Annotated in this window: 25 protein-coding genes; 11 read left to right on the forward strand and 14 right to left on the reverse strand. The window is 42.3% G+C overall.

Annotated features, from left to right (window positions below; genetic code table 11):
- Nucleotides 1–7 precede the first annotated feature (7 nt).
- The 8 genes from aroB (at nucleotide 8) to mog (ending at nucleotide 8,783) form a co-directional block, all read left to right on the forward strand.
- A complete protein-coding gene (aroB, locus tag PHI47_RS01105; RefSeq protein WP_299932695.1) occupies nucleotides 8–1,069 on the forward strand; it encodes a 3-dehydroquinate synthase in 1,062 nt (353 codons plus the stop codon).
- Nucleotides 1,066–2,706, forward strand: coding sequence for a mechanosensitive ion channel domain-containing protein (locus tag PHI47_RS01110; RefSeq protein WP_299932698.1), 1,641 nt, complete (start codon nucleotides 1,066–1,068; stop codon nucleotides 2,704–2,706). Before aroB ends, PHI47_RS01110 begins: the two co-directional genes overlap by 4 nt.
- Entirely contained in the window at nucleotides 2,706–3,953 is a 1,248-nt protein-coding gene (gene mtaB / locus PHI47_RS01115) for a tRNA (N(6)-L-threonylcarbamoyladenosine(37)-C(2))-methylthiotransferase MtaB (RefSeq protein WP_299932701.1), read from the forward strand. The genes PHI47_RS01110 and mtaB overlap by 1 nt, the downstream gene beginning before the upstream one ends.
- Nucleotides 3,928–5,589: an AAA family ATPase gene (locus PHI47_RS01120; RefSeq protein ID WP_299932704.1), complete on the forward strand. Its 1,662-nt coding sequence runs from the start codon at nucleotides 3,928–3,930 to the stop codon at nucleotides 5,587–5,589. Before mtaB ends, PHI47_RS01120 begins: the two co-directional genes overlap by 26 nt.
- A complete protein-coding gene (gene bioV, locus PHI47_RS01125) occupies nucleotides 5,576–6,091 on the forward strand; it encodes a pimelyl-ACP methyl ester esterase BioV (RefSeq protein ID WP_299932707.1) in 516 nt (171 codons plus the stop codon). The genes PHI47_RS01120 and bioV overlap by 14 nt, the downstream gene beginning before the upstream one ends.
- Nucleotide 6,092: 1 nt before the next feature.
- On the forward strand, nucleotides 6,093–7,409 hold the full coding sequence (locus PHI47_RS01130) for a hypothetical protein (protein ID WP_299932710.1): 1,317 nt from the start codon (nucleotides 6,093–6,095) through the stop codon (nucleotides 7,407–7,409).
- A gap of 3 nt (nucleotides 7,410–7,412) precedes the next feature.
- Nucleotides 7,413–8,195, forward strand: coding sequence for a transposase (locus PHI47_RS01135; protein ID WP_299932713.1), 783 nt, complete (start codon nucleotides 7,413–7,415; stop codon nucleotides 8,193–8,195).
- A 63-nt stretch (nucleotides 8,196–8,258) separates the two neighbouring features.
- On the forward strand, nucleotides 8,259–8,783 hold the full coding sequence (mog, locus tag PHI47_RS01140; RefSeq protein WP_299932716.1) for a molybdopterin adenylyltransferase: 525 nt from the start codon (nucleotides 8,259–8,261) through the stop codon (nucleotides 8,781–8,783).
- Nucleotides 8,784–8,811: 28 nt separating this feature from the next.
- Here the strand turns inward: mog and PHI47_RS01145 are convergent, their stop codons facing one another.
- From PHI47_RS01145 to PHI47_RS01170, 6 genes are all read right to left on the reverse strand, one after another.
- The gene (locus PHI47_RS01145; RefSeq protein ID WP_299932719.1) at nucleotides 8,812–9,120 is read right to left on the reverse strand and encodes a DUF167 family protein; all 309 of its coding nucleotides are present in this window, start codon (nucleotides 9,118–9,120) and stop codon (nucleotides 8,812–8,814) included.
- The gene (locus PHI47_RS01150) at nucleotides 9,117–10,289 is read right to left on the reverse strand and encodes a hypothetical protein (protein WP_299932722.1); all 1,173 of its coding nucleotides are present in this window, start codon (nucleotides 10,287–10,289) and stop codon (nucleotides 9,117–9,119) included. The genes PHI47_RS01145 and PHI47_RS01150 overlap by 4 nt, the downstream gene beginning before the upstream one ends.
- A gap of 137 nt (nucleotides 10,290–10,426) precedes the next feature.
- On the reverse strand, nucleotides 10,427–11,305 hold the full coding sequence (locus PHI47_RS01155) for a CoB--CoM heterodisulfide reductase iron-sulfur subunit B family protein (RefSeq protein ID WP_299932725.1): 879 nt from the start codon (nucleotides 11,303–11,305) through the stop codon (nucleotides 10,427–10,429).
- Between the two features lie 9 nt (nucleotides 11,306–11,314).
- The gene (gene sdhB, locus PHI47_RS01160) at nucleotides 11,315–12,292 is read right to left on the reverse strand and encodes a succinate dehydrogenase/fumarate reductase iron-sulfur subunit (RefSeq protein WP_299932728.1); all 978 of its coding nucleotides are present in this window, start codon (nucleotides 12,290–12,292) and stop codon (nucleotides 11,315–11,317) included.
- Between the two features lie 11 nt (nucleotides 12,293–12,303).
- On the reverse strand, nucleotides 12,304–14,016 hold the full coding sequence (sdhA, locus tag PHI47_RS01165; protein WP_299932731.1) for a succinate dehydrogenase flavoprotein subunit: 1,713 nt from the start codon (nucleotides 14,014–14,016) through the stop codon (nucleotides 12,304–12,306).
- Between the two features lie 199 nt (nucleotides 14,017–14,215).
- On the reverse strand, nucleotides 14,216–15,385 hold the full coding sequence (locus tag PHI47_RS01170; RefSeq protein ID WP_299932734.1) for a diguanylate cyclase: 1,170 nt from the start codon (nucleotides 15,383–15,385) through the stop codon (nucleotides 14,216–14,218).
- Between the two features lie 139 nt (nucleotides 15,386–15,524).
- Between PHI47_RS01170 and PHI47_RS01175 the strand changes: the two genes are divergently transcribed.
- Genes PHI47_RS01175 through PHI47_RS01185 form a run of 3 tightly spaced genes read left to right on the forward strand, consistent with a single transcriptional unit; the run spans nucleotide 15,525 to nucleotide 18,275 of the window.
- Nucleotides 15,525–16,349, forward strand: coding sequence for a thiamine-phosphate kinase (locus PHI47_RS01175; RefSeq protein ID WP_299932737.1), 825 nt, complete (start codon nucleotides 15,525–15,527; stop codon nucleotides 16,347–16,349).
- Between the two features lie 7 nt (nucleotides 16,350–16,356).
- Nucleotides 16,357–17,448, forward strand: coding sequence for a tRNA pseudouridine(13) synthase TruD (gene truD / locus PHI47_RS01180; RefSeq protein WP_299932740.1), 1,092 nt, complete (start codon nucleotides 16,357–16,359; stop codon nucleotides 17,446–17,448).
- A 2-nt stretch (nucleotides 17,449–17,450) separates the two neighbouring features.
- Nucleotides 17,451–18,275 (forward strand): phosphatidylserine decarboxylase, encoded by an 825-nt coding sequence (locus PHI47_RS01185; RefSeq protein WP_299932743.1) that lies wholly within the window; start codon nucleotides 17,451–17,453, stop codon nucleotides 18,273–18,275.
- Here PHI47_RS01185 and PHI47_RS01190 read toward each other — a convergent pair.
- From PHI47_RS01190 to rpiB, 8 genes are all read right to left on the reverse strand, one after another.
- Nucleotides 18,259–18,861, reverse strand: coding sequence for a hypothetical protein (locus PHI47_RS01190; protein ID WP_299932746.1), 603 nt, complete (start codon nucleotides 18,859–18,861; stop codon nucleotides 18,259–18,261). The genes PHI47_RS01185 and PHI47_RS01190 overlap by 17 nt on opposite strands.
- Nucleotides 18,862–18,914: 53 nt before the next feature.
- Nucleotides 18,915–20,015 carry a redox-regulated ATPase YchF gene (ychF, locus tag PHI47_RS01195; protein ID WP_299932750.1) on the reverse strand — a complete coding sequence of 367 codons (1,101 nt, stop codon included), beginning with the start codon at nucleotides 20,013–20,015 and terminating at the stop codon, nucleotides 18,915–18,917.
- Nucleotides 20,016–20,184: 169 nt separating this feature from the next.
- Nucleotides 20,185–21,621 carry a leucyl aminopeptidase gene (locus tag PHI47_RS01200; RefSeq protein WP_299932753.1) on the reverse strand — a complete coding sequence of 479 codons (1,437 nt, stop codon included), beginning with the start codon at nucleotides 21,619–21,621 and terminating at the stop codon, nucleotides 20,185–20,187.
- On the reverse strand, nucleotides 21,602–22,195 hold the full coding sequence (locus tag PHI47_RS01205) for a DedA family protein (protein WP_299932756.1): 594 nt from the start codon (nucleotides 22,193–22,195) through the stop codon (nucleotides 21,602–21,604). The genes PHI47_RS01200 and PHI47_RS01205 overlap by 20 nt, the downstream gene beginning before the upstream one ends.
- Nucleotides 22,196–22,203: 8 nt before the next feature.
- Nucleotides 22,204–23,403 (reverse strand): tryptophan synthase subunit beta, encoded by a 1,200-nt coding sequence (gene trpB, locus PHI47_RS01210; protein WP_299932759.1) that lies wholly within the window; start codon nucleotides 23,401–23,403, stop codon nucleotides 22,204–22,206.
- Nucleotides 23,403–23,951 (reverse strand): adenine phosphoribosyltransferase, encoded by a 549-nt coding sequence (locus tag PHI47_RS01215; RefSeq protein WP_299932761.1) that lies wholly within the window; start codon nucleotides 23,949–23,951, stop codon nucleotides 23,403–23,405. Before PHI47_RS01215 ends, trpB begins: the two co-directional genes overlap by 1 nt.
- A gap of 20 nt (nucleotides 23,952–23,971) precedes the next feature.
- Nucleotides 23,972–24,304: a hypothetical protein gene (locus tag PHI47_RS01220; protein ID WP_299932763.1), complete on the reverse strand. Its 333-nt coding sequence runs from the start codon at nucleotides 24,302–24,304 to the stop codon at nucleotides 23,972–23,974.
- A gap of 3 nt (nucleotides 24,305–24,307) precedes the next feature.
- On the reverse strand, nucleotides 24,308–24,745 hold the full coding sequence (gene rpiB, locus PHI47_RS01225) for a ribose 5-phosphate isomerase B (RefSeq protein ID WP_299932766.1): 438 nt from the start codon (nucleotides 24,743–24,745) through the stop codon (nucleotides 24,308–24,310).
- Nucleotides 24,746–24,752 lie beyond the last annotated feature (7 nt).

The following is a 24,752-nucleotide window of genomic DNA, read 5'->3' on the forward strand; positions in this document are numbered from 1 at the left end:
TTTTTTCATGATGCTCTCTATCAATCTCAAACGTGTAATTGACGATTCATATTCTATATATATTGGCTCTTTGCCAACTATATCCCATGAGGGGAAGGTCGCTATCCTCACCAATCCTAAAGTTGCAGGTCTGCATCTGCAAACACTCCTTTCACGGTTACAGGCAAAAGAGATTTATATTATTACGATTCCCGATGGTGAACAGTACAAAACGCTTGAGACAATTGAGTTTATTTTAGACCGTATGTTCGATCACCGACTCAACCGTAAATCGCTTCTGATTGCATTCGGCGGCGGTGTTATCGGAGATATGGGCGGTTTTGCATCGAGTTTGTACAATCGCGGAATCGATTTTATCCAAGTCCCTACGACACTTCTTTCTCAAGTGGATGCGAGTGTCGGAGGGAAAACCGGAGTAAATAATCGATTTGGTAAAAACCTGATCGGTGCGTTCCATCAACCGCGTGCCGTCTATATTGATCCGAGTTTCTTAACTACTCTTCCTGCACGTGAATTCGGAGCGGGTGTTGCGGAGATCGTCAAAATGGCGGTAACCTTCAATGCATCGTTTTTCGAGTGGCTGGAGAAGAACGATTTGCGTGAAGGGGATAATCTTCAATATGCTATTACCAAAGCAGTCGAGACCAAAGCTGGTGTTGTTGAAGAGGATGAAAAAGAACAAGGCCTTCGTGCCGCACTCAATTACGGGCATACCTTTGGTCATGTGATTGAAAACGAAACAAAATACGAAACGTATTTACACGGTGAGAGCGTTGCAATCGGTATGGTAATGGCCAATGATCTAGCCTGTGAAGCAGGACTGATGAGTCAAAATGAAGCGACACGAGTAAAAGAGCTTCTTATGAAATACGGCTTGCCGCTTTCGTATGACATTGCAGATGTCGAAAAATTTTATCAAGCCTTTTTCTTGGACAAAAAAAGTGCGGACACTGTTATCACGTTCATCCTCCCGTGTGGAATCGGCGATGTTGAGATTACGGATGCTGTTAAACCTGAAATAGTAAAAAAAGTTCTTTCAACTTATCATCGTGTGAACCAGAACGCATGAAATTAGCATTATCCTTCCTGCTCATATTTTTTACCTTTACGACAGCGTTACATGCTGTGACAAAACAAGAACAATTGAAACAAAAAGAGGAAAAAGCACTCCAGGCTGAGCTCGACGCTTCGGCAAAAAAGGCTGAGTTACAAAATACGCAGGACGAACTTAAAAAAATCCAGAAAGAACTTGCACGTGACAGCAGTATCTGGATAAAAAGCTACAACTCGTATATGGCGTATCAAGAGACACGTAAAAGTCTTCGCGACGTTAAATTTCGCATTGAACAGCTTCAAGACCGTGCCCCGAGTGTCGAGCGCAAATTAGAGACGGAAGCGCTTCAGGCTAAACAAAAGATTTTAACCGATCAGGTGGAACTTCTCAAAGCACAGGGAACATCACCTTTCGTCTCCTTGCTTAAACCTGATGAAGCAGGTACACTCCCCTCGATTACAAACCCTTTTCAAATTGTTACCGGCCTTTCGTATATCAAACGGCTGAACAGTCAGTACCATGATTATGTCTTACGCGAAGAGGAACTGCAAGAGCTTATTTCCCTTTTAGAACGCCAAGTTGCTTTGTACAAAGATATGATCCGTCTGAACACAGCCGGGGATTACGAAGTGGAGTTGGAAGCAACGCTGCTTCAGGTAGAGAAATTCAAACTTGCTCTTGATACGTTGATTTCCACCGCCGATGTGTACGAAAAACGGATTGAATCAACCGAAGCAAAAATCAACAAAGAGATCAAAGACCAAATCTACAAACTGCTCAATATCGGATTGATCATCCTTATCTTGTTTGTACTATCGTTTTTACTCAAACGGGTTATCAAACGCTATATCGTTGATAATGAACGGTTTTATACGGCGAATAAGATACTGACCTTTGTCAATGTTACTCTCATCGTCTTAATTTTGATGTTCAGTTACATTGAAAACGTTGGTTATTTGGCTACAGTACTCGGATTTGCTTCTGCAGGTCTTGCTATCGCGATGCGCGACTGGTTTATGTCCATTTTAGGATGGCTGGTTATTGTCGTCGGCGGAACGATACATGTCGGTGATCGTGTCCGTTTCGAGAAAGACGGAATGATTTATTTGGGGGATGTATTAGACGTCTCATTGCAGCGTATTACTCTCATGGAAGATGTTACGTTCACGACGCTTGAAACGAATCGCCGTGCAGGTAGGATTATTTTTGTTCCGAACAACTACATTTTTACCTCGATGATTGCCAACTATACCCACGGTTCGCTCAAGACGGTGTGGGACGGGATCGACATCATCATTACCTTTGATTCCAACCACAAAAAAGCGGCACATCTTGTCAAAGAGATCTGCCGAAAATACTCCAAAGGCTACACCGATATTACCCGTAAGCAGATCAATAAACTTCGCGATCGCTACAGTCTTAAGAACAGCAATGTTGAACCTCGGGTATTCACCTTTATCGAGCCAAACGGAATGAAAGTGAGTGCATGGTATCTAACCAATGCCTATGCGACATTAACGCTTCGAAGTACTATTTCGGGGGAAATTATTGATGCCTTTAATGCCGAGTCGGATATTACCATCGCTTATCCGACACAAATGATTTATACCTCGCAAGCTTCCCCTAAATCTCCTATGCCGATTGAAGAATAATGAAACAAAAAGTCTATTTTAAAACCTTTGGTTGTCGAACCAATCTGTTTGATTCGCAAGTAATGATGAGTGCTTTGAGTGATTATGAAGTGACAGAAGATGAAACTCAGGCCGATATCGTTGTCGTTAACTCCTGTACCGTGACCAATGGAGCCGATGTCAGTGTACGCGGCTACATTAACCAAATCGAGAAGCAGGGTAAAAAACTCTTTTTGACCGGGTGCGGCGCTCATACCAAAGGGGAGAGTCTTTTTAATACCGGAAAAGTGCAGGGGGTTTTCGGACCATCCGAAAAGATGAAAATCAATACACTCCTTTCACAAGAGAGCCGGTTTTATGAGATAGGGGATTTGAACTACATCGATGATGCGATTGTTGATGAATTTGTCGGAAAATCACGGGCGTTTATCAAAATCCAAGAGGGGTGTAACTTCCGATGCAGTTACTGCATTATTCCCTTTGTGCGTGGTGATGCCCGAAGCATGGATGAAGCTAAAATACTTGAGCAAGTATCACGACTTGCCTCCAACGGATTCGGTGAGTTCGTCCTGACCGGAACCAATGTCGGCAGTTACGGACAGGGTGAGGGACGTAATATTGCAGAACTCATGAAAAAAATGTCATTGATCCGAGGGGTTCGACGAATACGGGTCGGATCATTGGAACCGATACAAATCAATGAGTCGTTTCGGGAGATTCTGGATGAGCCGTGGTTGGAACGTCATTTACACATTGCAATTCAACACAGCTCGGATGCAATGCTTCGCATTATGAACCGTCGTAACCGATTTGCCAACGATGTAGAATTATTCGGTATACTCAATGCTAAAGGCTTTGCCCTCGGAACTGATTTTATTGTCGGTCATCCCGGAGAGAGTGATACGATTTGGGAAGAAGCGATGAAAAATGTTAGAGAACTTCATCTTACCCATATTCACCCATTCACCTATTCCAAGCGTGATGGAACCCCGAGTGCAACCATGAAACCTGAAGTAAACGGAACGGTTTCGGCCAAAAGAATGAGCGAGCTAACGGGCATTATCGAAACGAATAATCGTGCTTTTCGTGATAAGATGAGTTCTGTACCTTTGGAAGTATTGGTTGAGTCGAGTGAAGCGGGCAGAAATGTCGGATATGATCAATTTTACAACAAAGTCATAATTAAAAGCAGTGAAGATCTCAGCGGTGACTGGATCACACTGGATACATATGAGGTAGACGATGAATGTAACATGGCCAAATTTTAATCGTAATCAACTTATTCTCGCGGCATCCGGCGGGATTGTTATCGTCCTGCTTCTTTTTGCATTATTGCGTGATAGCGCAGATGTAGTCACCCTTGATCAAGCTAGCAAACTAATTGAAAATAACCAAATCGAAAAAGCGTTTAGTGAGGGAGAATATACCTATTTTGCAACAAAAGATAATGGGGTCGTAAAAATTGCTTCATCGCAGTTGCCCCGTGAGCTGACATCTCATCTCATCATTGAACCCAAAGGGGGGAGCGGATGGGGTTGGTTTTTCGCCTTTTTCGTTCTAATCGGTGGAGCAGGGTATTGGGCTTGGAAAAGCAAACTCGGATTTGAGGATGATGTACCGACAGAGACGACCGTTGTAAAAGCGGTATCTGAGCCTGAAGCGACATCTTCCAATGTCACTCCGGTTAAATCAACCGTACGATTCAGCGATATCGGAGGTATAGGCGATGTTAAAGAGGAACTCGAAGAAATTATCGACTTTTTACGCAATCCGAAACGCTATTACAGTTTCGGTGCACGTATGCCGCGTGGAGTTTTACTTGTAGGACCTCCTGGCGTGGGTAAAACGATGATCGCCAAAGCGGTTGCTGCCGAAGCGGATGTGCCGTTTTTCTATCAAAGCGGTGCCTCATTTGTACAGATTTATGTTGGTATGGGAGCTAAACGGGTGAGTGAGCTTTTTAACGCCGCCAAGAAAAATGCTCCATCCATCATTTTTATCGATGAAATCGATGCTGTCGGTAAAAAGCGGGGCGGTGATCGTAACGACGAACGCGAAGGGACACTCAATCAACTCCTTACCGAGATGGACGGGTTTGAAGATACGAGCGGGATTGTCGTAATCGCAGCAACCAATAACATCGATGTTATGGATGCCGCGTTGCTCCGCGCCGGACGGTTTGATCGCCGTATTTTTGTAGAACTTCCCACCGCATCAGAGCGTGAAGCGATTTTGAACAAATATCTCCGTACGATCCCTCATGAACTCTCTATTAGTGATGTTGCGAAAATGACCGTCGGATTTAACGGGGCTTCACTTGCGGCATTGGTGAATGAAGCGGCATTGTTGTGTATGCGACAAAACGAGATTCAGGTGAAGCAGGAACACTTTTTAGCGGTGAAAGACAAAGTGATGTTCGGGAAAAAGAAAATCGCAATGCTGAGTGATGAACAACGACGCTATCAAGTCCGTTATCAGGCCGGAAAAGTTTTTGCCGCGACATGGTTTGATCTTCCATACGAGAAAATTACGCTCACTAATGATGCGATCACCCCTCCTACCGCTGAGCCGCAGTTGCGTCATGAGATCGAGGCACATGTACGAGTACATCTTGCAGGGATTGCAGCATCGCATTTACGCTTTGGGGAACATGCGAGTAATGCTTCTCACGACCTTGGTGTGGCAAAAGAATTGATACATGCGATGGTATATGACTACGGGATGGGAAGTACTATCCAACCTACTCATGAGGATGAAGCAAATCTTACTGAGCGTCTTTATAATGAGATGAGTGCTTTGTTAGAGCGGCATGAAAAAGTAGTTTCAAAATTTGAAACAATTTTAGATGAGTATGAGCATATATCCAAAGCTCTTGCGAAAGCAACGATGAATGAGATTTTATAGCGGATTTGCCCTCACAAATGATCAGAGTTTTTTCGAAAACTATCTGAAACACAGTGAGTATACGGTAGCCGGATTCAGCTATGGAGCAATTAAGGCCGCGCAGTATGCAGCAGAAGCTTACGAGCGGATCGATACGCTACAACTTTTTTCTCCCGCTTTTTTCCAAACCAAAAAAGAGTCGTTCAAACGGCTTCAGATGGGGGGATACCTCAAAGATCCCGAACACTATCTGGAAAATTTTGTAACCAGATGTTTTGCACCGTATCCTATAGCGCCGATGAACTTGGGTGATAATGATGCCGAATCGTTGAGAGAGCTGCTCTATTTTGAGTGGACTCACGATCTGATGGATAGGATATGTGCCAAAGGGACAGCAATAGAAGTTTATTTGGGAGTTAATGATGAGGTGATCGATGTTTCAGGGGCACGGGACTTTTTCCTTCCGTATGCCACGGTTACCTCGATTAAAAGAGCCAACCATTTTTTACAGGAGGGGCTGTGAAATGGATGAAAATCTGAAAAATGAAGTCATTGAAATAATTCAAAAACAATCTAATTGTTCAAAATTGAATTTTGATATAAATATATTTGATCAAGTACCGCTAAATGCTCATCAGTTTCCAACTATAGATTCTACTTTCAAAAAAATTGATATTATTTGTTCAAATACTAATTTTGATTCTTTTATTTCTATCAATGATGAAATTAAAAATATATATTCTGAAATAGAGAAAATAAACAGTACATATTTCGTAAGCTTTATCTTTGACAAATGTCATATAAAGTTTTGGAATGAAAATGTTAACTTAGATTGGCATATACTCTTTAATGAGTGTAAGCTAAACGTTTATATAGAAAATTCAAAGATCTATCATATTCATTTGTTAGCTAGAAATTTTCAAAATTGTGAATTTGAACAAATTAGTTTGTTAAATGATATTACAATTATCCATATTGATTTAAATTTAACTTCCATAAAGATGTTACAGTTGGTAAAAACAGAAATTTTGGATAACGAAATTAATAAAATTGAGCTAAATAATTGTGAAATTAATGAAATGACGATTATAGACTCTACCTTTAAAAGAGACTTTACAATTTATAAGACTAAAATAAATATCATAGCAATCAAAAATGTTGATTTTGAAGTATTGTCAGAATTTAATGAGGTTACTTTTCAAGAAGAGTTTGATTTAAGTGAAATAACCTATAAAGGCTTTGCATTATTTGACAAGTGTATTTTTAATACAAAAGCTAAATTTGAATACATTATATTTGAAAAGTTTGTCTCATTTAGAGGCTCAATATTTAATAAAGGATTGAATTTAGATTATACGAGCGGCGATAAAGAGATTAATTTTTTTGGAATAAATGGGCTTGAAAGTAAAGAATCCAGAAAAAATACATCACGGGAAACATATCGTATTATCAAATATAATTTCGAAAAGATTGGTAATAAAATAGAAGCAAATTATTATCATACATTAGAACTAGCAAGATATAGAAATGATATTTGGAAACACTCGTTACTTGACGGTATTGTGTCATTTTTTCATTGGCTCAGTTCTAATTATTCAACTAATTGGTTTTTATCATTATTTTGGATCTTCATAATTAGTATTTGTACGAATTTATCTCTTGGAAATGATTTAATAATTCTCAATAAAATTCAATTTGAGTGCATTTTTAAATACATTAATATTTTATCAAGTATCAATGATTTTAATAATTCATACATAATTATGGTATTAAATAAGGTGTCTTTAGGATATTTATATTATCAATTTTTGACAGCAGTTAGAAAAGATACGAGAAAATAGGCAATGATGAAAAACGGAAGTGAGGCTTTAGCCTCGCAAAAAGAGATGCAAGAGGAAGCTTATGCGGGACTAAAGTTCCACCTCCGAAGTGACAACAATATAGGCGGGACTGAAGTCTCACATACAATTGGAACTGACACTTCAATGTCGGAAAGTCATGTAGTAGGCGGGGTTAAAACCCCACTTCCGAGAAAATTTACTCATTTGCCACATATTGATTTGAAAGGGTATTATCAGTTTGTGACATTTAGAACATTTGAGAGTGTTGATGAATTTGTGCGGAAGTGGGACTTTAGTCCCGCTATGAGCAATAAAGAAAAACAACAAAAGATCGATGAATATTTGGATATATCTATCAAAGGAGCTTACCTTAAAGATGATGTTTTGAAATATTTATTTGACTTTCTAATCAGTAATGATAAAAGGCTGTATGAGCTTGTTGCATTTTGTATTATGAATAATCATGTGCATATTCTTTTTAAACCATTGGAAAATTTGAGTAAGGTTATGCAGAAGATTAAAGGTACAAGTGCTAAAAAAATTAATGAGATTTTAGGTAAAAATGGTAGATTCTGGGCTGATGATTATTACGATAAGGCAATCAGAGATGAAAAACATTTTTCAGTGGTGTATGAATATATTAAAAATAATCCGTTGAAAATAGATGAGATAAACAATAGCGAGGCTAAAGCCTCACTTCCGAATGGGACTAACACTTTAGTATCGGAAAATAGTATAGGCGAGATTAAATATTCATTTCCAAGATTTTATGGAGTTTTTGAATGACTATTACTGCCTAAACCAAAATTTCCACACTAACTTAGATGAAATAAAAACAGGAGAAAAACAATGATCAAAATAGGTGTTATTACCGCTTCAGACCGTGCCAGTGCAGGAATTTATGAAGATATCTCTGGTGTTGCCATTCAAGACACTATGAAAGACTATCTAAAATCGGAACATGAGATTGTGTATCGCTGTATCCCCGATGATCAATACACGATAGAAGAGACGATGATGGAGTTGTGCGATGTTGAGGGGTGCTGTCTTGTGGTCACTACCGGTGGGACAGGTCCTGCAAAGCGTGATGTTACCCCTGAAGCAACCGAAAATGTGTGTGAGAAGATGATGCCGGGATTCGGTGAATTAATGCGTCAGGTTAGCCTTAAATACGTCCCTACCGCGATTCTATCTCGTCAAACTGCCGGTATTCGTGGTAAAAGTCTTATTATTAATCTTCCCGGTAAACCTAAATCGATCCGTGAGTGTCTGGATGCGGTGTTTCCGGCTGTACCGTATTGCATTGATCTGATTGAGGGACCGTATTTAGAGTGTAATGAAGAGATTATCAAGGCATTTCGACCAAAACAGTAACTTGGTATTAATGTGTAAATAAACAGAGTTAAGATAAAAACTCTATCGATGACGGAAGTTGTTTAGGGGCTTTAATCCGAAGCTGTTTGTTGATATTCATCCGTCCGTATACCACTTCAAAATCCGAGGGGGATACGCCGAACTCTTTTGCTAAAAAGCGGACCATATGATCGGTTGCTTTTCCCGCTACGGGTGCTGCGGTCACGCTTACTTTGAGCTGATTCCCTTTAACTTTTCCTATAGCATCTCGTTTGGCACTTGGAGTTCCCAAAATATTGAGCACTAAAATATCTCCTTCCCATTGATAAAAAATATTGGCAAGTGTTTTGGCTTTCACAAACAGACCTTCTGTAAGTTTTTTTGAAATAAAGAGGCAATCCATTCTTTGACAGCACCCCTTATCCTCCGTCTAAAACGTTTTAGATAGGGCATTTCTGGTTTGTTTAGAACATAAATCAAAGCTTTTTTTAGTTCATTATCAGTTTGATTTTTTTCGAGCTCATCCAGATTTTCTTGTATAAAAGCACGTGTACCCACATCATGCGCAACTATTTTTACAATTTGTTTAATATCTAACGCTTCAGTAAATGTAGTACATCGACTTAGTGCATTATTTATTTTAAGATTGATCATTGTCCGGATACATTTTTCGCATCGCCCGCAGTTAAAGCTGCTTTCAGGATTGCTCCAGCATACCCGTAGGCTGTTCATAGCAATGTCATATTTTGCAATAAGTGCAACTTTCTTCACTCGTGTCGCTTCACAACCATCGTGGATAAATTCAAGACTATCCGAACTCCATAACGGGTCTAAAATAGGATGTGATCCCCAAGGAAATAAATTTTTATAGGTGAAGCTTGAGGGTATATAAATTCGGTGTAACGTTGGAGATAGAAGATGCCCTATTGCTGCAAGGGCAGGTCCATGTCCGAGCTTTCCCCAATCTACATAGAAATTAAGGAGTTCACGGATATTCGTTTCAATTTCAATAACATTTTTACCAAATTCATTAGCGACTTTACGGATCATCTCTGATGTTTTATTTCTTAGTACGGTATCCTCGAGCTGAATATCCAAGCCATGTACAAAGATCAAGTCGGTTATCTCCTCTTGATGCTTTAAAAAAGTATAAAAAGAATCGACGCCTCCGGTGAAAAAGGCACCAACTCTCTTTTGTGTGAAAGAAACAGTTGTTTGATATGTTGAACCTACGACTTCAATGTTCTTAAAAGAAGGCTCCCAAACGCAGTAAATATCTTGAATCGTGGATAATCCTGAGATAAATTTGGTAGTGATTTTGCCATTGGTAGATATTTTCCCTCCACCCATTTTCATGCTGGGTAAAAGTGCGCAAGCTATAAAAGCTTCTGTATTACCGGAAAGAAGATTGCTCTCATCATTTTTAAAATAAATGTTAAATGTCTTATCTTTTATTTGAAAGTCCACTGTGACTAAAGAGGTTGGTTGTATGGTGTTGCAAGAAATACTACATACTGAGTCGATCATATATCTGCCTTTGATCCGCTTATCAGGTGATAAAATTTTAGCTAAGATACAGTGAAAAACGTATTAAAACGAGTACAGAGGAAGCGGAAATATAAAGAAAAGAAGGAAAGTGGTCCTTTCCCCAAGGGGAAAGAATATTAAACGAAATTGACTTTGGTAACGTGGTGGTTAAGTCCTAGCTCTACAGGAGTGCATCCGAGTGCAAGACCGACCATTTGAGGCATGTGCAATACAGGAAGGTGTACTTCACGACCGAGTGCTTTAGAAGCACCGTGATTTTGAACGTCGAGTTTGAGATGACACAACGGACACGGTGTAACCATCCAGTCCGCATTGGCATCCATAGCCCCTGCAATTGCATTACCGGTTAAGATCGCTGCGGTACGCGGTGACTGAAGTTCGGCATGGAAGCCGCAGCATTTGTTTTTCTCTTCGTAATTAACATTGACACCGCCGCACGCAATGATAAGATCATCGAGTGAAGTCGGATTGTAAGGGTTTTCTCCGCCGTTACTGAGATTTTGAAGCTCTGAAGGGCGAATGTTGTGGCATCCGTAGAACGGAGCGATATTGAATTGGCTGAGTGGTACTTTCACGTTAGCCGCCAATTTTTCCAAACCGTAATCTTGGATAAGGGCATATAGGAAGTGGGTCACTTCGGATGTCCCTTTATACTCCAAGCCAACTTCTGCGAGTTTAGCGTTTACTTTCACTTTTAACTCCGGATTGGTATCGAGACGGTGTTTGGTCATTGCTGTGTTGAGCTGGCAGGTATTACAGATGGTAACCATTGTAAGACCCAGTTTTTCCGCATAGCAGATGTTACGTGCATTGAGTACGAGGGATAAAAAATCATCGTAATCTTGGAGGTGAGATGCACCGCAGCAGCTTGCTTCGTCTAATAATACCAACTCGATTCCGAGCTTGTCGGCAATTGCCATTGTCGATTTTAGAAGCTCCGGCGTACTTTCACGCGCCGTACATCCGGTGTAGAGGGCGTATTTTAGTTTTTCCATAATCAGCTCCTAAAATTTCACAGTGGATGAAGATTTAATCAATTTTTTGATTTCATCCAGATTTTTTGATTTCGGCATATTCCACGGCATAACGATTTTGCCGTTTTTAAACATGGCGATCGCTTCAGGGATATGTTTCATTACGCCGAAATTGCCTTCAGAGTAACGTACCAGTTCACCCTCATCGAGCAAACCGTGTTTTTCGATCGAGTGGGCAAAACCGACGGCATGGCGGGTAGCGACATTGTTTTTAGCAATGTTGGCTTCAAATACCATATTATGAAGTTTGGTAATTTTTTCGATCGGGTTGACTTCTTTCGGACATACTTGCGCACACTCCATACATTTGACACAATCCCAAACCCCTTGAGTTTCTTCATTGACAATGTGCAAGCGCTCTAACGAAGCCTCATCACGAACATCGGCGCTGAAACGGTATGCCGCTGCAAAAGCAGCCGGTCCGATAAACTCTTCATTGATCGCCAATGCCGGACATGAGTAGTGACATGCACCGCATTGGATGCAGTAGTCGGCTTCGAGAAGTTTTTCAGCATCATGTGGACTGACGAGATGCTCCGACGCAGGGTGTTCTTCGATATCGCTGACGAGATATGGTTTAATCGATGCGTGTTTATCCCAGAAGTCTTTTTTATCAATAATGAGGTCTTTAACAACCCTTTTCGTACTAAGCGGTTCAATAACCAGTTCACTGCCGAAAACGTTAATCAAATCAAAAAGACGTGATTTACAGGCCAAAATACCTTTACCGTTTACTTTGATCGAGCACACACCGCAGATACCGTGACGGCAGCTGCGACGATAGGAAAGGCTTCCGTCGTGATCCCATTTGATGCGGTTTAGGATGTCTAGAACCACCTCTTCGTGGGTTACATCCAAAACGTAGGTGTTATAGTAAGGAAGGTAATCGGTCTCTTCGTTGAAACGGAAAACTTTAAATGTTACTTGTTGCGATTTTATCGTATCCATGTGAGTCTCCCTTAATATGATCGTGCTTTGAGTTCATGGCGACCGAGGGTTACATCCATGTAATCAAGCGTGACATTACCGGTTTCATCCATGTATGCCATCGTGTGTTTCAAGAACTGCTCATCATCACGTGTCGGGAAATCCTCACGGAAATGAGCTCCACGGCTCTCTTTACGATCCAATGCACTTGCAACGATAAATAGTGAGTAATCAAGCATATGACCGAATTCGATCGCTTCTTGAAGCTCGGTATTGAAGATTTTTGATTTATCGGCAATACGGATATGTTGGTAGCGGTTACGTAAATCTTTTAGAATTTCCATTTGAGCAATCAATGTTTCAGCGCTGCGGAAAACACCCGCATTGTCAGTCATTGACTGCTGAAGCTCGTTACGAAGTACAGAGACTGATTCTTGGCCATTGTTGGTCAGAACCCAATTCATTTCATTGATCATACGTTCGGCGTCCGCTTCAGTAGCAGGATGCAATGCAATGCCATCCACTTCATCTACCATTGTTTTACCGACAAATCGTCCGAATAACAATGCTTCAAGTACTGAGTTTGCACCGAGGCGGTTTGCACCGTGAACGGATGAACATGAACACTCGCCGGCTGCGTAGAACCCTTCGACGAATTCAGAGTTGTTTTTACGAACGTGACCGTGTTTATCCATCGGAATACCGCCCATCGAGTAGTGAGCGGTTGCCGAGATCAAAATCGGCTCTTTAATCATGTCAAGACCGAGGAAGGTGATCGCAAGATCGCGAAGTTCCGGCAGACGTTCCATGATTTTCTCTTTGCCCAAATGGACAAGATCGATGAATACGGCGTCTTTACGTGGACCGACACCGCGTCCTTCACGAATCTCTTGGATGATTGCACGGGCAACAACGTCGCGAGATGCGAGTTCCATTGCGTTGGGTGCGTATTTTTCCATAAAACGCTCACCCAGTGAGTTAAGGAGTTTACCACCCTCACCGCGAGCCGCTTCAGAGATCAAAACACCGTTTCCGGAAAGTCCTGACGGATGAAATTGTACGAATTCCATATCTTCGAGAGGAAGACCGTGACGCGCTACGAGTGAAAGACCGTCACCGGTGTTTGCGTGAGCATTGGAATTGATTTTAAAGGCACGAGCATATCCGCCGGTTGCGAACATAACCGCTTTCGCATTGAAAATCGCTTTTTCGCTGTTACGGATGTTATAGGCACTGACACCGTACACTTTTCCGTCGTTATATAACAAATCGGCAACATACCACTCATCCCAAAACTCAACGCCCTCACGGAATGCTTGTTCATAGATGGTTTGAAGGAGGGTAAGCCCTGTACGGTCTTTTGCAAAACAAGCACGTGGTGAAGATTGTCCGCCGAATGGGCGTTGGGCAATGGTTCCGTCTTCGTTACGGCTGAATGCCGCACCCATACGCTCAACCCAACGGATCGTTTCCGGTGCTTTTTCACACATAAACTGTACTACGTCTTGGTCGGCAAGGTAGTCTGAACCTTTTACGGTATCGAACTCATGAAGCTCAACGCTGTCTGCGTCACTGAACGCAGCATTAATTCCACCTTGAGCAGCACCTGAGTGACTGCGCAATGGGTGTAGTTTTGTGACGACGGCAACTCTCTTACCGGCTTTTTGCAACTCGCGAGCTGCGGCACATCCGGCTAAACCAGCTCCGACAATAACCGCATCATAAGTATAAATGGGAATACTCATACGCCTTCCTTGTTCATAAAATCTGTGGATGATTATAGCGTGCCGCTCCTTGTCCAAGATTAAAAAGGATTATAGAACAGGATAGGGGATGAAAGTGTGGTTTGTTGTCCAAAATAGTAACAATATGGAGATTTATTCCACACATAATGAGTGGAAAAGTTACACTTTAAGGTAGGACATAGCGAATAGAATTAGAACATCATCGTATTTGAGCGACGCGATTACCACCATTTTCTTTGGCTTTTTCAATCAATTTAGCAGCATCTTCCACTGTTTCATCGATAGATTTTGAAGGAGGTTTGAGTAAAAAACCGGCACTTAGCGTGATTTTAATCGGTCCCAGTTCCGCATTAAAACTGGATTCTTGGACAGATTGAACGATTGTTTCACACTCTTGCAAAGCAAGTTGTTTGCTGTTTCGGGAGAGGAGGAAAGCGATTCGGTCATCTTCCATGTGCGCAATAACGTCAAGTGGTTGTTCATAAAGAGAAATCATATCTCCGAGCTTTTTAAATAGGTTTTCTATATCCTCTTTAGCAAAGGTACTGATAATTAATTCGTACTGGTCAATTTCAAAAAGGGCTAGAAAAACCATATTCCCTCCCTTTCCTGCTTTTTTTGCGTTAAAAAGGGCGGTAAGTCCTTTTGCATTGTTAAGCCCGCTCAATGGATGAATCAGTGTTGGGTTAAGTGAATTTTGGAAAGATCGTCGTAATAGCCGTTTAAGGATAAAGTCAACTTCTTGCGTTGCAGCCTCTTTTTTTGAACCGTCTGTATCGATTGAGCATGCTTGATCAATATCTCGATAAATCTGATTGAGACGATAGCGGTAAAGAAAGAATATGACTAAAGTGGAAAAAAATAATATGATAGCGGTCATTTTTGCAGTGGCTATAGATTCATTAATAACATGAATCTGGTAATCCATCATGCGGTCGATATCAGCTAAAAATGCTCCTCGTGCATTCATCATGCGAGTGTTTTCAGAGGCTCGTGAAGTGCTAAGAGATTCACCCCATATTAAGGCAGTGTCACGAAATGCTGCTGAGGATATTTCTAGTGAACGAAGTAGAGAAGCTTGTTCTTCGTTTGATCTAACGAACACATCCAGAAGGGCTTCCTGTCCGGAGAGTTTCACTGAGAGGTTGATCTCTGATACCGCACCGTTGATCAAAATAGCGGCCATTTTTTGATCACTTAAATCCGTGTTGATAATTTTATCGATTAATAGATGCTGATTTTTTAACGCGCCCAAGCGTTCGCTGTATTGTGAAATATGGAAGAGTTGTACACCCAGTACCGCAACACCAATACCTAGGATCATCAAGACAACTTTGAGATTAAAAAAAACTTTTCGAATTGAAATCATGATAATCTCCCCTCCCTTTTATATAAATCAATTAAATACATTTTACCATATCGGTGTCAATATAATAGTGTTTAACGGTTTCATAATCTGATTTCGTTTATAATAAGAACATTTTATTTAAACAGGTGGATCCGCCGGCGTGAATGTTGAAAACTATTTTATTTCTACCTTTCGTTCTTCTCGCAAGCACATAGGAGATGATGGGGCATGCATCGGTGAGTGGGTTTACAGTAAAGATGTTTTTTTTGAAAATGTTCATTTTAAACGTCGATGGTTGACACCGTATCAGATCGGATATAAGGCAATGATCGTGAATATTTCCGATGCTATTGCGATGAATGCGACTCCTAAATATGCTTTACTCGGAGTAGCGATGCCGCGTTCGATGAGCCTACATCAGATGGATGAGCTTTCATGTGGGTTGCAAGCTGCTGCTTCAGAATACGGTATTGAAATCATCGGAGGGGATACGATCGGTAACAGCAAGCTGGATTTGTCGATTACGGTTATTTCCCAAACAAGCAATCCGCTTTTGCGCCGTGGGTTAAAGAAAGGTGACATAATTGCCCATACCGGGACGATAGGGAAATCGGCAAAAGAGCTGAAGTATTTGCTTTCGGGGGGCAAAACACATACCAAAAGCCGTTTTGCAGCTCCTGTGCTACGTCAAACTTTTGTTTCACAATCACGTCGCTATTTACGATGCGGAATGGATATTTCAGACGGTCTGTTCAGCGATATCGGGAAACTTTGCAGTGCCAATCGGATGGGAATTCGATTTACAAAAAAAGTTCCTAAAAAAATAGGATGCAGCGGGGAAGAATATGAGATGCTGATCGCTTTTTCTCCTCGCAGACTGCAAACGTTACGCCGTGTTGCGGCGCGTACTCGAACGGCTATTACCCCAGTGGCTTGCGCTGTACGCGGAAGTTATATCAATCGCTGTAAAGCACATCATTTTTAGGAGTTTCATGGAACGTCAATACTATCTGCCTCACAGCGTCATCGAATTTCATTTTCGTCAATCACCGCGTGATTTCGTCGTAGATGAGATACCTCTTTATCCTTTTAGCGGAGAGGGGGAACATTTGGTTCTCCACGTCCGTAAAAAAAATCTTTCTACCTGGCAAATGATCGATATTTTCAGTAACCATTTGGGAATCAAAGGGCGTGATATCGGATACGCAGGTTTAAAAGATAAAAATGCTCAAACGAAGCAGTATATTTCACTTCCGCGCAAATTTGAGGGGGTGTTGGAAAGTTTTGAGCACGAAGGGATCAAAATCCTCGAAAAAACCTACCATAACAACAAAATTCGGATCGGTCATCTCAAAGGGAACCGCTTTTTTATCCGTCTTAAAAAAGTTAATCCGACAGCGGCAATGAAAATTCAAGAAGCCCTTAAAATGATTAAAAAGCAGGGGATGCCTAACTATTTCGGGTTTCAGCGTTTCGGATTGGACGGGGAGAATTATAAAAAAGGAGAGGCGATTTTGGCAGGTACGCTTAAAGAACGCAATAAAAAATTGTCTCAATTTTACATTAATGCGTATCAGAGCTATCTATTTAACGACTGGTTGAGCCGCCGTATCGAGATATCCAAACTCGTTGAGGGATTTGGAATTGATGAGTTGACTAGAATTTTGCCTTTTCCCAAAGAAGAACTTGAAGCTATGAAAGCTCAAAAACATCCGTTTAAGTTGTTACACGGTGATGTAATGATGCATTATCCTTACGGAAAACTGTTTCATTATGAGAGCAGCGAGGAAGTAGAACGATTTGCTAAACGTGATATCTCGGTCAGCGGACTTCTCAGCGGTAAACGTGCAACACGTGCCGTCGGTTTAGCAGAGAGCGTCGAAAAAGAGTACGACACGATTACCAGCGGTATCGATGGAGCACGCCGTTACGGATGGATTTTTCCTGAAGAGATCGAGGGGGAGTACAAAGAGAACGAAGCCTGGTTCGAACTCCATTTTACCCTTCCAAAAGGGTGCTATGCCACCGTATTGATCGAAGAGATCGCCAAACGCCCAATCCAAACCGATGAAACTCAGGAGTAATCATGAAGCAACATTTTACCTCGGCATTGTCCCAAACGTTTGGACGTTTCGCGTCCAAAGAGCATAGGAAAAGGTTCCAGACAGCTATCAACCATGCTTATGTCAAAGCGATGGGACTGGATATGTCTGATTTTGAGTTACCCGAAACCTATCCTAGCCTTAATGCCCTTTTTACCCGAAAATTTCGGCATAAACGTTCTTTCTCACATGATCCGCTTGATATGATCAGTCCTTGCGATTCGCTTATCACCGAATGCGGAACTATCGAAGATGATTTGGCATTGCAAATCAAAGGGATGCGATACAGTATTGATGGCGTGTTAGGTGATTGGATTTCGCCCGAGTCAAAAAAAAGTGTTTACAACGGAACTTTTGTCAATTTCTATCTCTCTCCGCGTGATTATCACCGTTATCATGCTCCGATCGATATGCAGGTTCTTCGTACGGTTCATATCCCCGGAAAACTTTATCCGGTTAATATCCCATCGCTTAAAAAACAGGTCAATCTTTTTATCGAAAATGAGAGGGTGGTGTTAGAGTGTTTAAGCAGTGATGGAAAACGATTTTTCCTGATTCTCGTAGGAGCGCTCAATGTGGGCGAGATGGAAGTGAGTTTTGAACCCCGTATACGAACTAACGGTGTCCTCACTCCGAGCCAATACAGTTATAAAGACCTTTATTTGAGCAAAGGCGATGATTTTGGATGTTTCCGTATGGGATCGACTATTGTAATGTTGTGTGAAAAAGAGATGCTGGAACTTGGAATCTCGACTGGGCATAATGTCCGCTTTGCACAGACAATTGCAAGGATTAATGCTTCGAAATAATATCCAAACGTACTTGCAAATGCCCCTCGTGCTCACGTATTTCAATAGTACTATCGACGGGTGGATGCAGTTTACTCAAAGCACCTTGTACAGAATGAAAAACGTGGAAAAATTTTGGAAACATTGGAGCTGTGACATAATCGATATGTCCTTGTTTGATTTCATTAGCTATGACATTGATTCCGGAGTAATAGACCGTTTTATTGATAGAACGGCTAATTTGATAATTGCGTAGCAATTCAATATTACGCACTAGAACATCACGCTCTTCTTCGCACAGAACTTTGTTCTCATGAGCCCTGCTTAATTCATCGGCAATCTCATTCTCAGTGATTAATCGTCGTTCTTCGATCTGAGAGAGGAGGGTAGAATCTTTACTCTTAATAAGATCGAATATCGTATCCGTTTTTAACGGATCGGCCATAGTAAGATAGGTATATCGCTCATCTGATTGATAGTTATGGTCAAGTGCTTGAATCAGTTCTGCAACGACACTGAGATAGGCAAATTTATCTTCTTTGTTGAGATCGAACGTAATACCGTGTGCAGAGATGAGAGGTTTTGGACCGGCGTATTGAAGAGGCATAAATTACTCCTTGGCGCATTATGCCTCAAAATATGAGGCATCAATTTTAATTATTATACATTAAATCTGAAGTGCATGATATCACCATCAGCCACAATATATTCTTTACCTTCCAAACGCATTTTTCCGGCTTCTTTGGATTTGGCTTCGCCGCCGCAGGCGACGAAGTCCTCATAACCGATAACTTCGGCGCGGATAAACCCTTTTTCGAAGTCGTTATGGATAACGGCTGCCGCTTTAGGTGCTGTAGTGTTTTTGTGAATCGTCCAAGCGCGAACTTCTTTGACTCCGGCGGTGAAATAGCTCATGAGCCCGAGTTTATCGAATCCTTTGCGGATTATTTGCTCTAGCCCTGATTCTTCGACACCCATATCACGTAGGAATTCATCACGCTCATCATCTTCCATACCGACAAGTTCTTCTTCGATTTTTGCACAAAGTTTGATCACTTCACAGCCGTGTTTTGCAGCATGTTCACGGAGACGTTGAACAAACTCGTTGTCTTCGGTCAGACTATCTTCGTCGACGTTCGCTCCGTACATGATCTCTTTGGCACTAAGAAGTCGAGTTTCGCTCATTAGTTTTTCATACATTTCGCTATTAGCTTTCGGAAAGTTACGAGCGAGGTTCCCCTCCGCCAAAAATTCTGCCAACTCTTCGGCAAATTCTGCCATAACAGCAGAATCTTTATCGTTTTTCGCCTGTTTTTTAAGTCGTTCGATACGGTTAGTCAACACTTCGATATCAGCAAAGATCAGTTCGTTTTCGATGATCTCGACGTCAAGTAACGGATCGATACGTCCCTCGGTGTGAACGATATTATCATCTTCAAAACAACGGACGATTTGCAAGATTACTTCGGTTTCACGGATATTCGAGAGGAATTTATTCCCCAACCCTTCACCTTTACTTGCTCCCTTGACGAGACCGGCGATGTCGACGAAATCGAGGGTTGAGTATTGGATACGCTCAGGATTAACGATTTTAGCGAGTTCATTCAAACGGATGTCAGGAACCGGAACGGTTGCTTTGTTCGGTTCGATCGTACAGAACGGATAGTTCGCCGCTTCGGCGTTTTGTGCTTTGGTGAGTGCATTAAAGGTGGTCGATTTGCCGACGTTTGGTAGTCCTACGAGTCCGATTGATAAGCCCATTGAGTGTTTCCTTAATAGTGTTTCGATGCGTAAAGTATTGGCACAATTATACAGTAGGGTTGTTGAGTGGGGACTGAGGGGAGAGGGAAGATGTTTTGTCTCCGTTCGCCCTGCGCGAGTCGAAGGGTGAAACGTTCATGGTTCGACTGGCTCACCACGAACGGGGGATTTATTTGCAATGCTCCATGAGCCAGTTAAGCGTCATTCGAACACCTGCACCTGTACCGCCGTAAGTGTGGACATCCCACGCGCTTTCGGTATAGGCTGAGCCTGCGATATCAAAATGGACCCATTTTTCTTTCATATCTTCATCGATGAAATTATCGAGGAAGAGGGCGGCTGTAATTGCACCCCCGTAAGGTTTGCTAGAGACATTACACACATCGGCGAGGTCGCTTTTAATCAGTTTTTTAAGATGGCGGTTGAACGGGAGCATACCGCAGTATTCTCCTGAAGCGGCTCCTGCTTCAATCCACTCCTGTTTGAGGGCTTCATTGTGTCCCATAACGCCTGTGGTATAGGGTCCAAGTGCAACCATACATGCACCGGTGAGGGTAGCATAGTCGAAAAGGAAGTCTGCTTTGACATTCTCTTGCGCATATCCGAGTACATCGGCGAGGACGAGACGTCCTTCGGCATCGGTGTTGCGCACTTCAATCGTTTTTCCGTTTTTAGCACGGAGAACATCATCAGGTTTGTAGGCATTGCCGCTGATCATGTTTTCGACTGCTCCGATAAATGCGTGCACTTCGATATCAAGTTTCAGCTCGCTGACCGCTTTGATAATTCCCATAACGGCACATCCACCGGCTTTATCCATTTTCATTGTTACCATCGATGTTGCTGCTTTGAGACTAAGCCCGCCGCTGTCATACGTGAGCCCTTTGCCTACGAGAGTGATTACCCGTTTCGGATTTTCGGGTTTGTAAGCGAGATGAATCAGGCGGGGAGGGTGGGCTGAACCGCGTCCGACGGAGAGCATAGCAAACATTTTTTCGTCTTCAAGACCGTTTACATCGAGGATAGTACATTCGAGGTTATTGCTTTGAGCCAGAATATCGGCGGTAATAGCCATTTGCTTCGGTGTCATATCATCGGGAGTTTGATTAACCAAACTGCGGACAAAATTGGTTGCTTTAGCAATGACGAGGGTTTGAGTTAAAATAGTTTCTAATGTATCGATCGCATTGGATGATCCATCATTGTTTTCATTTGAAAAGATTACTTCGGTCAGTTTAGAGGGTTTCGGTTCTGATTTGTAGCTTTCAAATTTATAGCTTCCCAAAACGACCCCTTCGATTAACGCACGGAAGCGTTCAGGGGTGTATTGCGAACATTTGAGAGAAGTGTACGCATAGCTCATTGCACTTTTGACCGCCGTTGCCATTGCGGATCGATAAAGCTCATCGCTCATCTCTTTGTCGATACCGCATACGAGCAAACGGTGCTCATGCAAAGCACAGAGTTGTTCTTGCTCCGCTTTGAATCCTGCTTGGGTTAAAAGGGCGTGGTGAGGGTGGGTTTCAAACGTTTTGGCATCGACAAATTCCAACGTAAGTTCGGCTCCGATTTTTTCAAGTGGTTGATTATATAGTTTGACGTTCACGGCGTTTCTCCAAAAGATTTTTTTCAAGTCGGTTCATATTGTAGATGATTCCCCAAACAAGGAGTCCGATCATTGGGATGGCAAAAAACCAGTGCCCTTTGACCCATCTGAGGATATTCAAAATTTCTGCACCGTAATAATAAGCGGGAATTATGGTAATACTGGCCCAAAAAATAGCACTGATAAAGTTGATAATGGCAAATTGGCGGCTTGAGTATTGTGTTAGACCGATCGCCATCGGGATAACGGTACGCATCCCGTACATATAGCGCTGGACAAAGATTACCGGCCAGCCGTATTTTTTGAGTAACAGATGGGCAATAGCAAATTTACGACGTTGGGAACGGAGTTTGTTATGGATATATCGTTTGTTGAATCGCCCGATGTAGAAATAGATTTGATCTCCGATAAATCCGCCAAATCCACCGACCGCTATTGAGATTGGCAAAGACATATCCCCCATATGAGAAAAGATTCCGGCCATAATAAGCCCCATTTCCCCTTCTAAGATACTCCAAAAAAAGAGGACGATGTAGCCGTATTCTCTAAGCCACCCAATTAACAGTTCTTCCACGGATAGCCTTATTTATCAAAATTTAAAATTTGTTTTGCCTGCATCATATCCTTGTCTCCTCGACCGGAGAGGTTGACGATGATGAGTTTATCTTTGATATCGGTCATTTTTTTCAAATAAGCGACGGCATGGGCAGTTTCAAAGGCAGGAATGATCCCCTCGGCGCGGCTAAGCCATACAAATGCATCGAGTGCTTCGGCATCGGTAATATTGTCATAACTGACATTATCGTTATCTTTATGGAATGAGTGTTCCGGTCCGATTCCCGGATAATCGAGTCCTGCTGAGATGGAGTGGGCTTCGAGTATCTGACCGTCGTCGTCTTGGAGGAGGTAGCTCATTTGGCCGTGAAGAACTCCCGGACGACCTTTTAGGAGTGAACAGCCGTGTTTGTCTGTATCGACTCCCAAGCCTCCCGCTTCGATTCCGATACAGCGAACCTCTTTGTCTTCCAAAAAGTGTTGGAACGTTCCGATGGCATTGGAACCGCCACCGATGCAGGCGATAACGTAATCGGGGAGGCGGTTTTCTTTTTCCAAAATCTGAGCGCGCGCTTCACACCCGATAATTGCCTGAAAATCGCGTACCATCATCGGATACGGATGAGGTCCTGCCACGGTGCCGATAATGTAGAACGTATCACGTGCATGGGTAACCCAATGACGGATTGCGTCATTCATAGCATCTTTTAGGGTTTTAGACCCACTCTCGACTGCATGAACTTTTGCTCCGAGAAGTTTCATGCGAAAGACATTGAGTTCTTGACGTGCTACGTCTTTGGCTCCCATGAAAATCTCACATTCCAAACCAAGCAGCGCAGCAATGGTAGCTGTCGCAACACCGTGCTGTCCTGCACCCGTTTCGGCGATGACCTTCTTTTTACCCAAACGTTTAGCCATCAATCCTTGCGCGATAACGTTGTTAACTTTGTGCGCACCGGTATGGTTCAAATCTTCCCGTTTGAGATAGATGGTAGCACCAAGTTCTTCAGAGAGGTTGGCGGCATAGTATAGGGGGCTTGGACGGCCAACGTAATCGGTAAGATATCCGTCAACTTCTTTCCAAAACGTTTCGTCAAAACGAATTTCGTTATAGGCTTCTTCGAGTTCCAGAAGGGCAGGCATTAACGTTTCAGGGACATAACGTCCTCCAAAAATACCGAAATGGCCGTCAACGGGATCAAATTTTGAGGGTTTTGGGATGTACATTAATCAACTCCAATTACAGTATAGACTTCAACAAGTTCGCGTAGTTTGGATTGTCCGCTTAAAAAATCAAGACCCATCACAAAACACGCTTCGACACACTCGGCTCCTACTTTGTTGATAAGATTGGCTGCCGCATACGCCGTTCCGCCGGTAGCGATTAAATCATCGATTAGTAAAACGCGAGGTTTTGAAACCTGTGAAAAGGCATCGATGTGGATTTCTACTTCATCAACGCCGTATTCAAGTGAATATTTTTCGGATACGGTAGTGTAGGGGAGTTTCCCTTTTTTACGGATCGGGACAAATCCTACACCTAACATTTGAGCAAGTGCTGCACCAAAAATAAATCCGCGTGCATCGATCCCGGCGACATGGGTGAGATCATACGAAGCGTAACGCTCTGTTAAATGTCGCATTAACAAACCATACGCTTCCTTATCGGAAAGGAGGGTCGTAATGTCTTTGAACACAATTCCCGGTTTTGGAAAATCAGGGATATCGCGGATTGCGTTGATCAAAACGGCTCTGTCACTCATGCTGAGATTCATAGTGGTTCCTTGAAAATTGGTTAAATTAGCGCGTCGATACGCCCTTCGAGCTCTTTAATTTTACTTTGGAGACGATCGGTTTCGGAACGATGTTTTGAATTGCGCTGTTTGAGTGATTTAAGCTCGTTGCGCAGATTGTTGAGCTCTTCGCTGAGAATATCCACATTCCCCAGTGCACGTTGAAGCTGAATTTGATATTTTCGGATTAATACTTCAGCCTCTTTGAGGGTCAATTTCATCATCTCGCTGGTGCGTTGTTCTTTAACGGTGATACTGCGAAAATAGAACATCTTGACCAAAAAGAAAAGGGCACCCAGTGTAACAACCGTGAGCAATGACCACTCTAAAAACATACCTTATCCTTTGATAGCCTCTAATTTATCGACTCGGCCGCAATGGCGCCCGCCTTCGAATTTTCCGGCAATCCATGCATCAAGTATCGATTCGGCAACCCCTTGTCCGACAATACGTTCACCGTAACACAAGACATTTGCATCATTATGTCCTCGGGCAACCGTTGCCGTATAGGCATCATGGCATAACGCCGCGCGAATACCATGATGTCGATTTGCCGCTATGGACATTCCGATTCCTGAACCACAGATTAAAATCCCATGTGACGTAGAATCGGCAAGAACGCTCTCACATACTTTTACCGCATAATCGGGATAATCAACTCTTTCTTTGGAAAAAGGCCCTAAATCGATGACCTCATGACCTTTGGTACGAAGAAGTTCAACTGTAAAATCTTTTAAATCGATTCCGGCATGATCGGTTGCAATATAAAATCTCATAGATTTC

This window comes from Sulfuricurvum sp., from assembly GCF_028713855.1.
Classification (GTDB): domain Bacteria; phylum Campylobacterota; class Campylobacteria; order Campylobacterales; family Sulfurimonadaceae; genus Sulfuricurvum.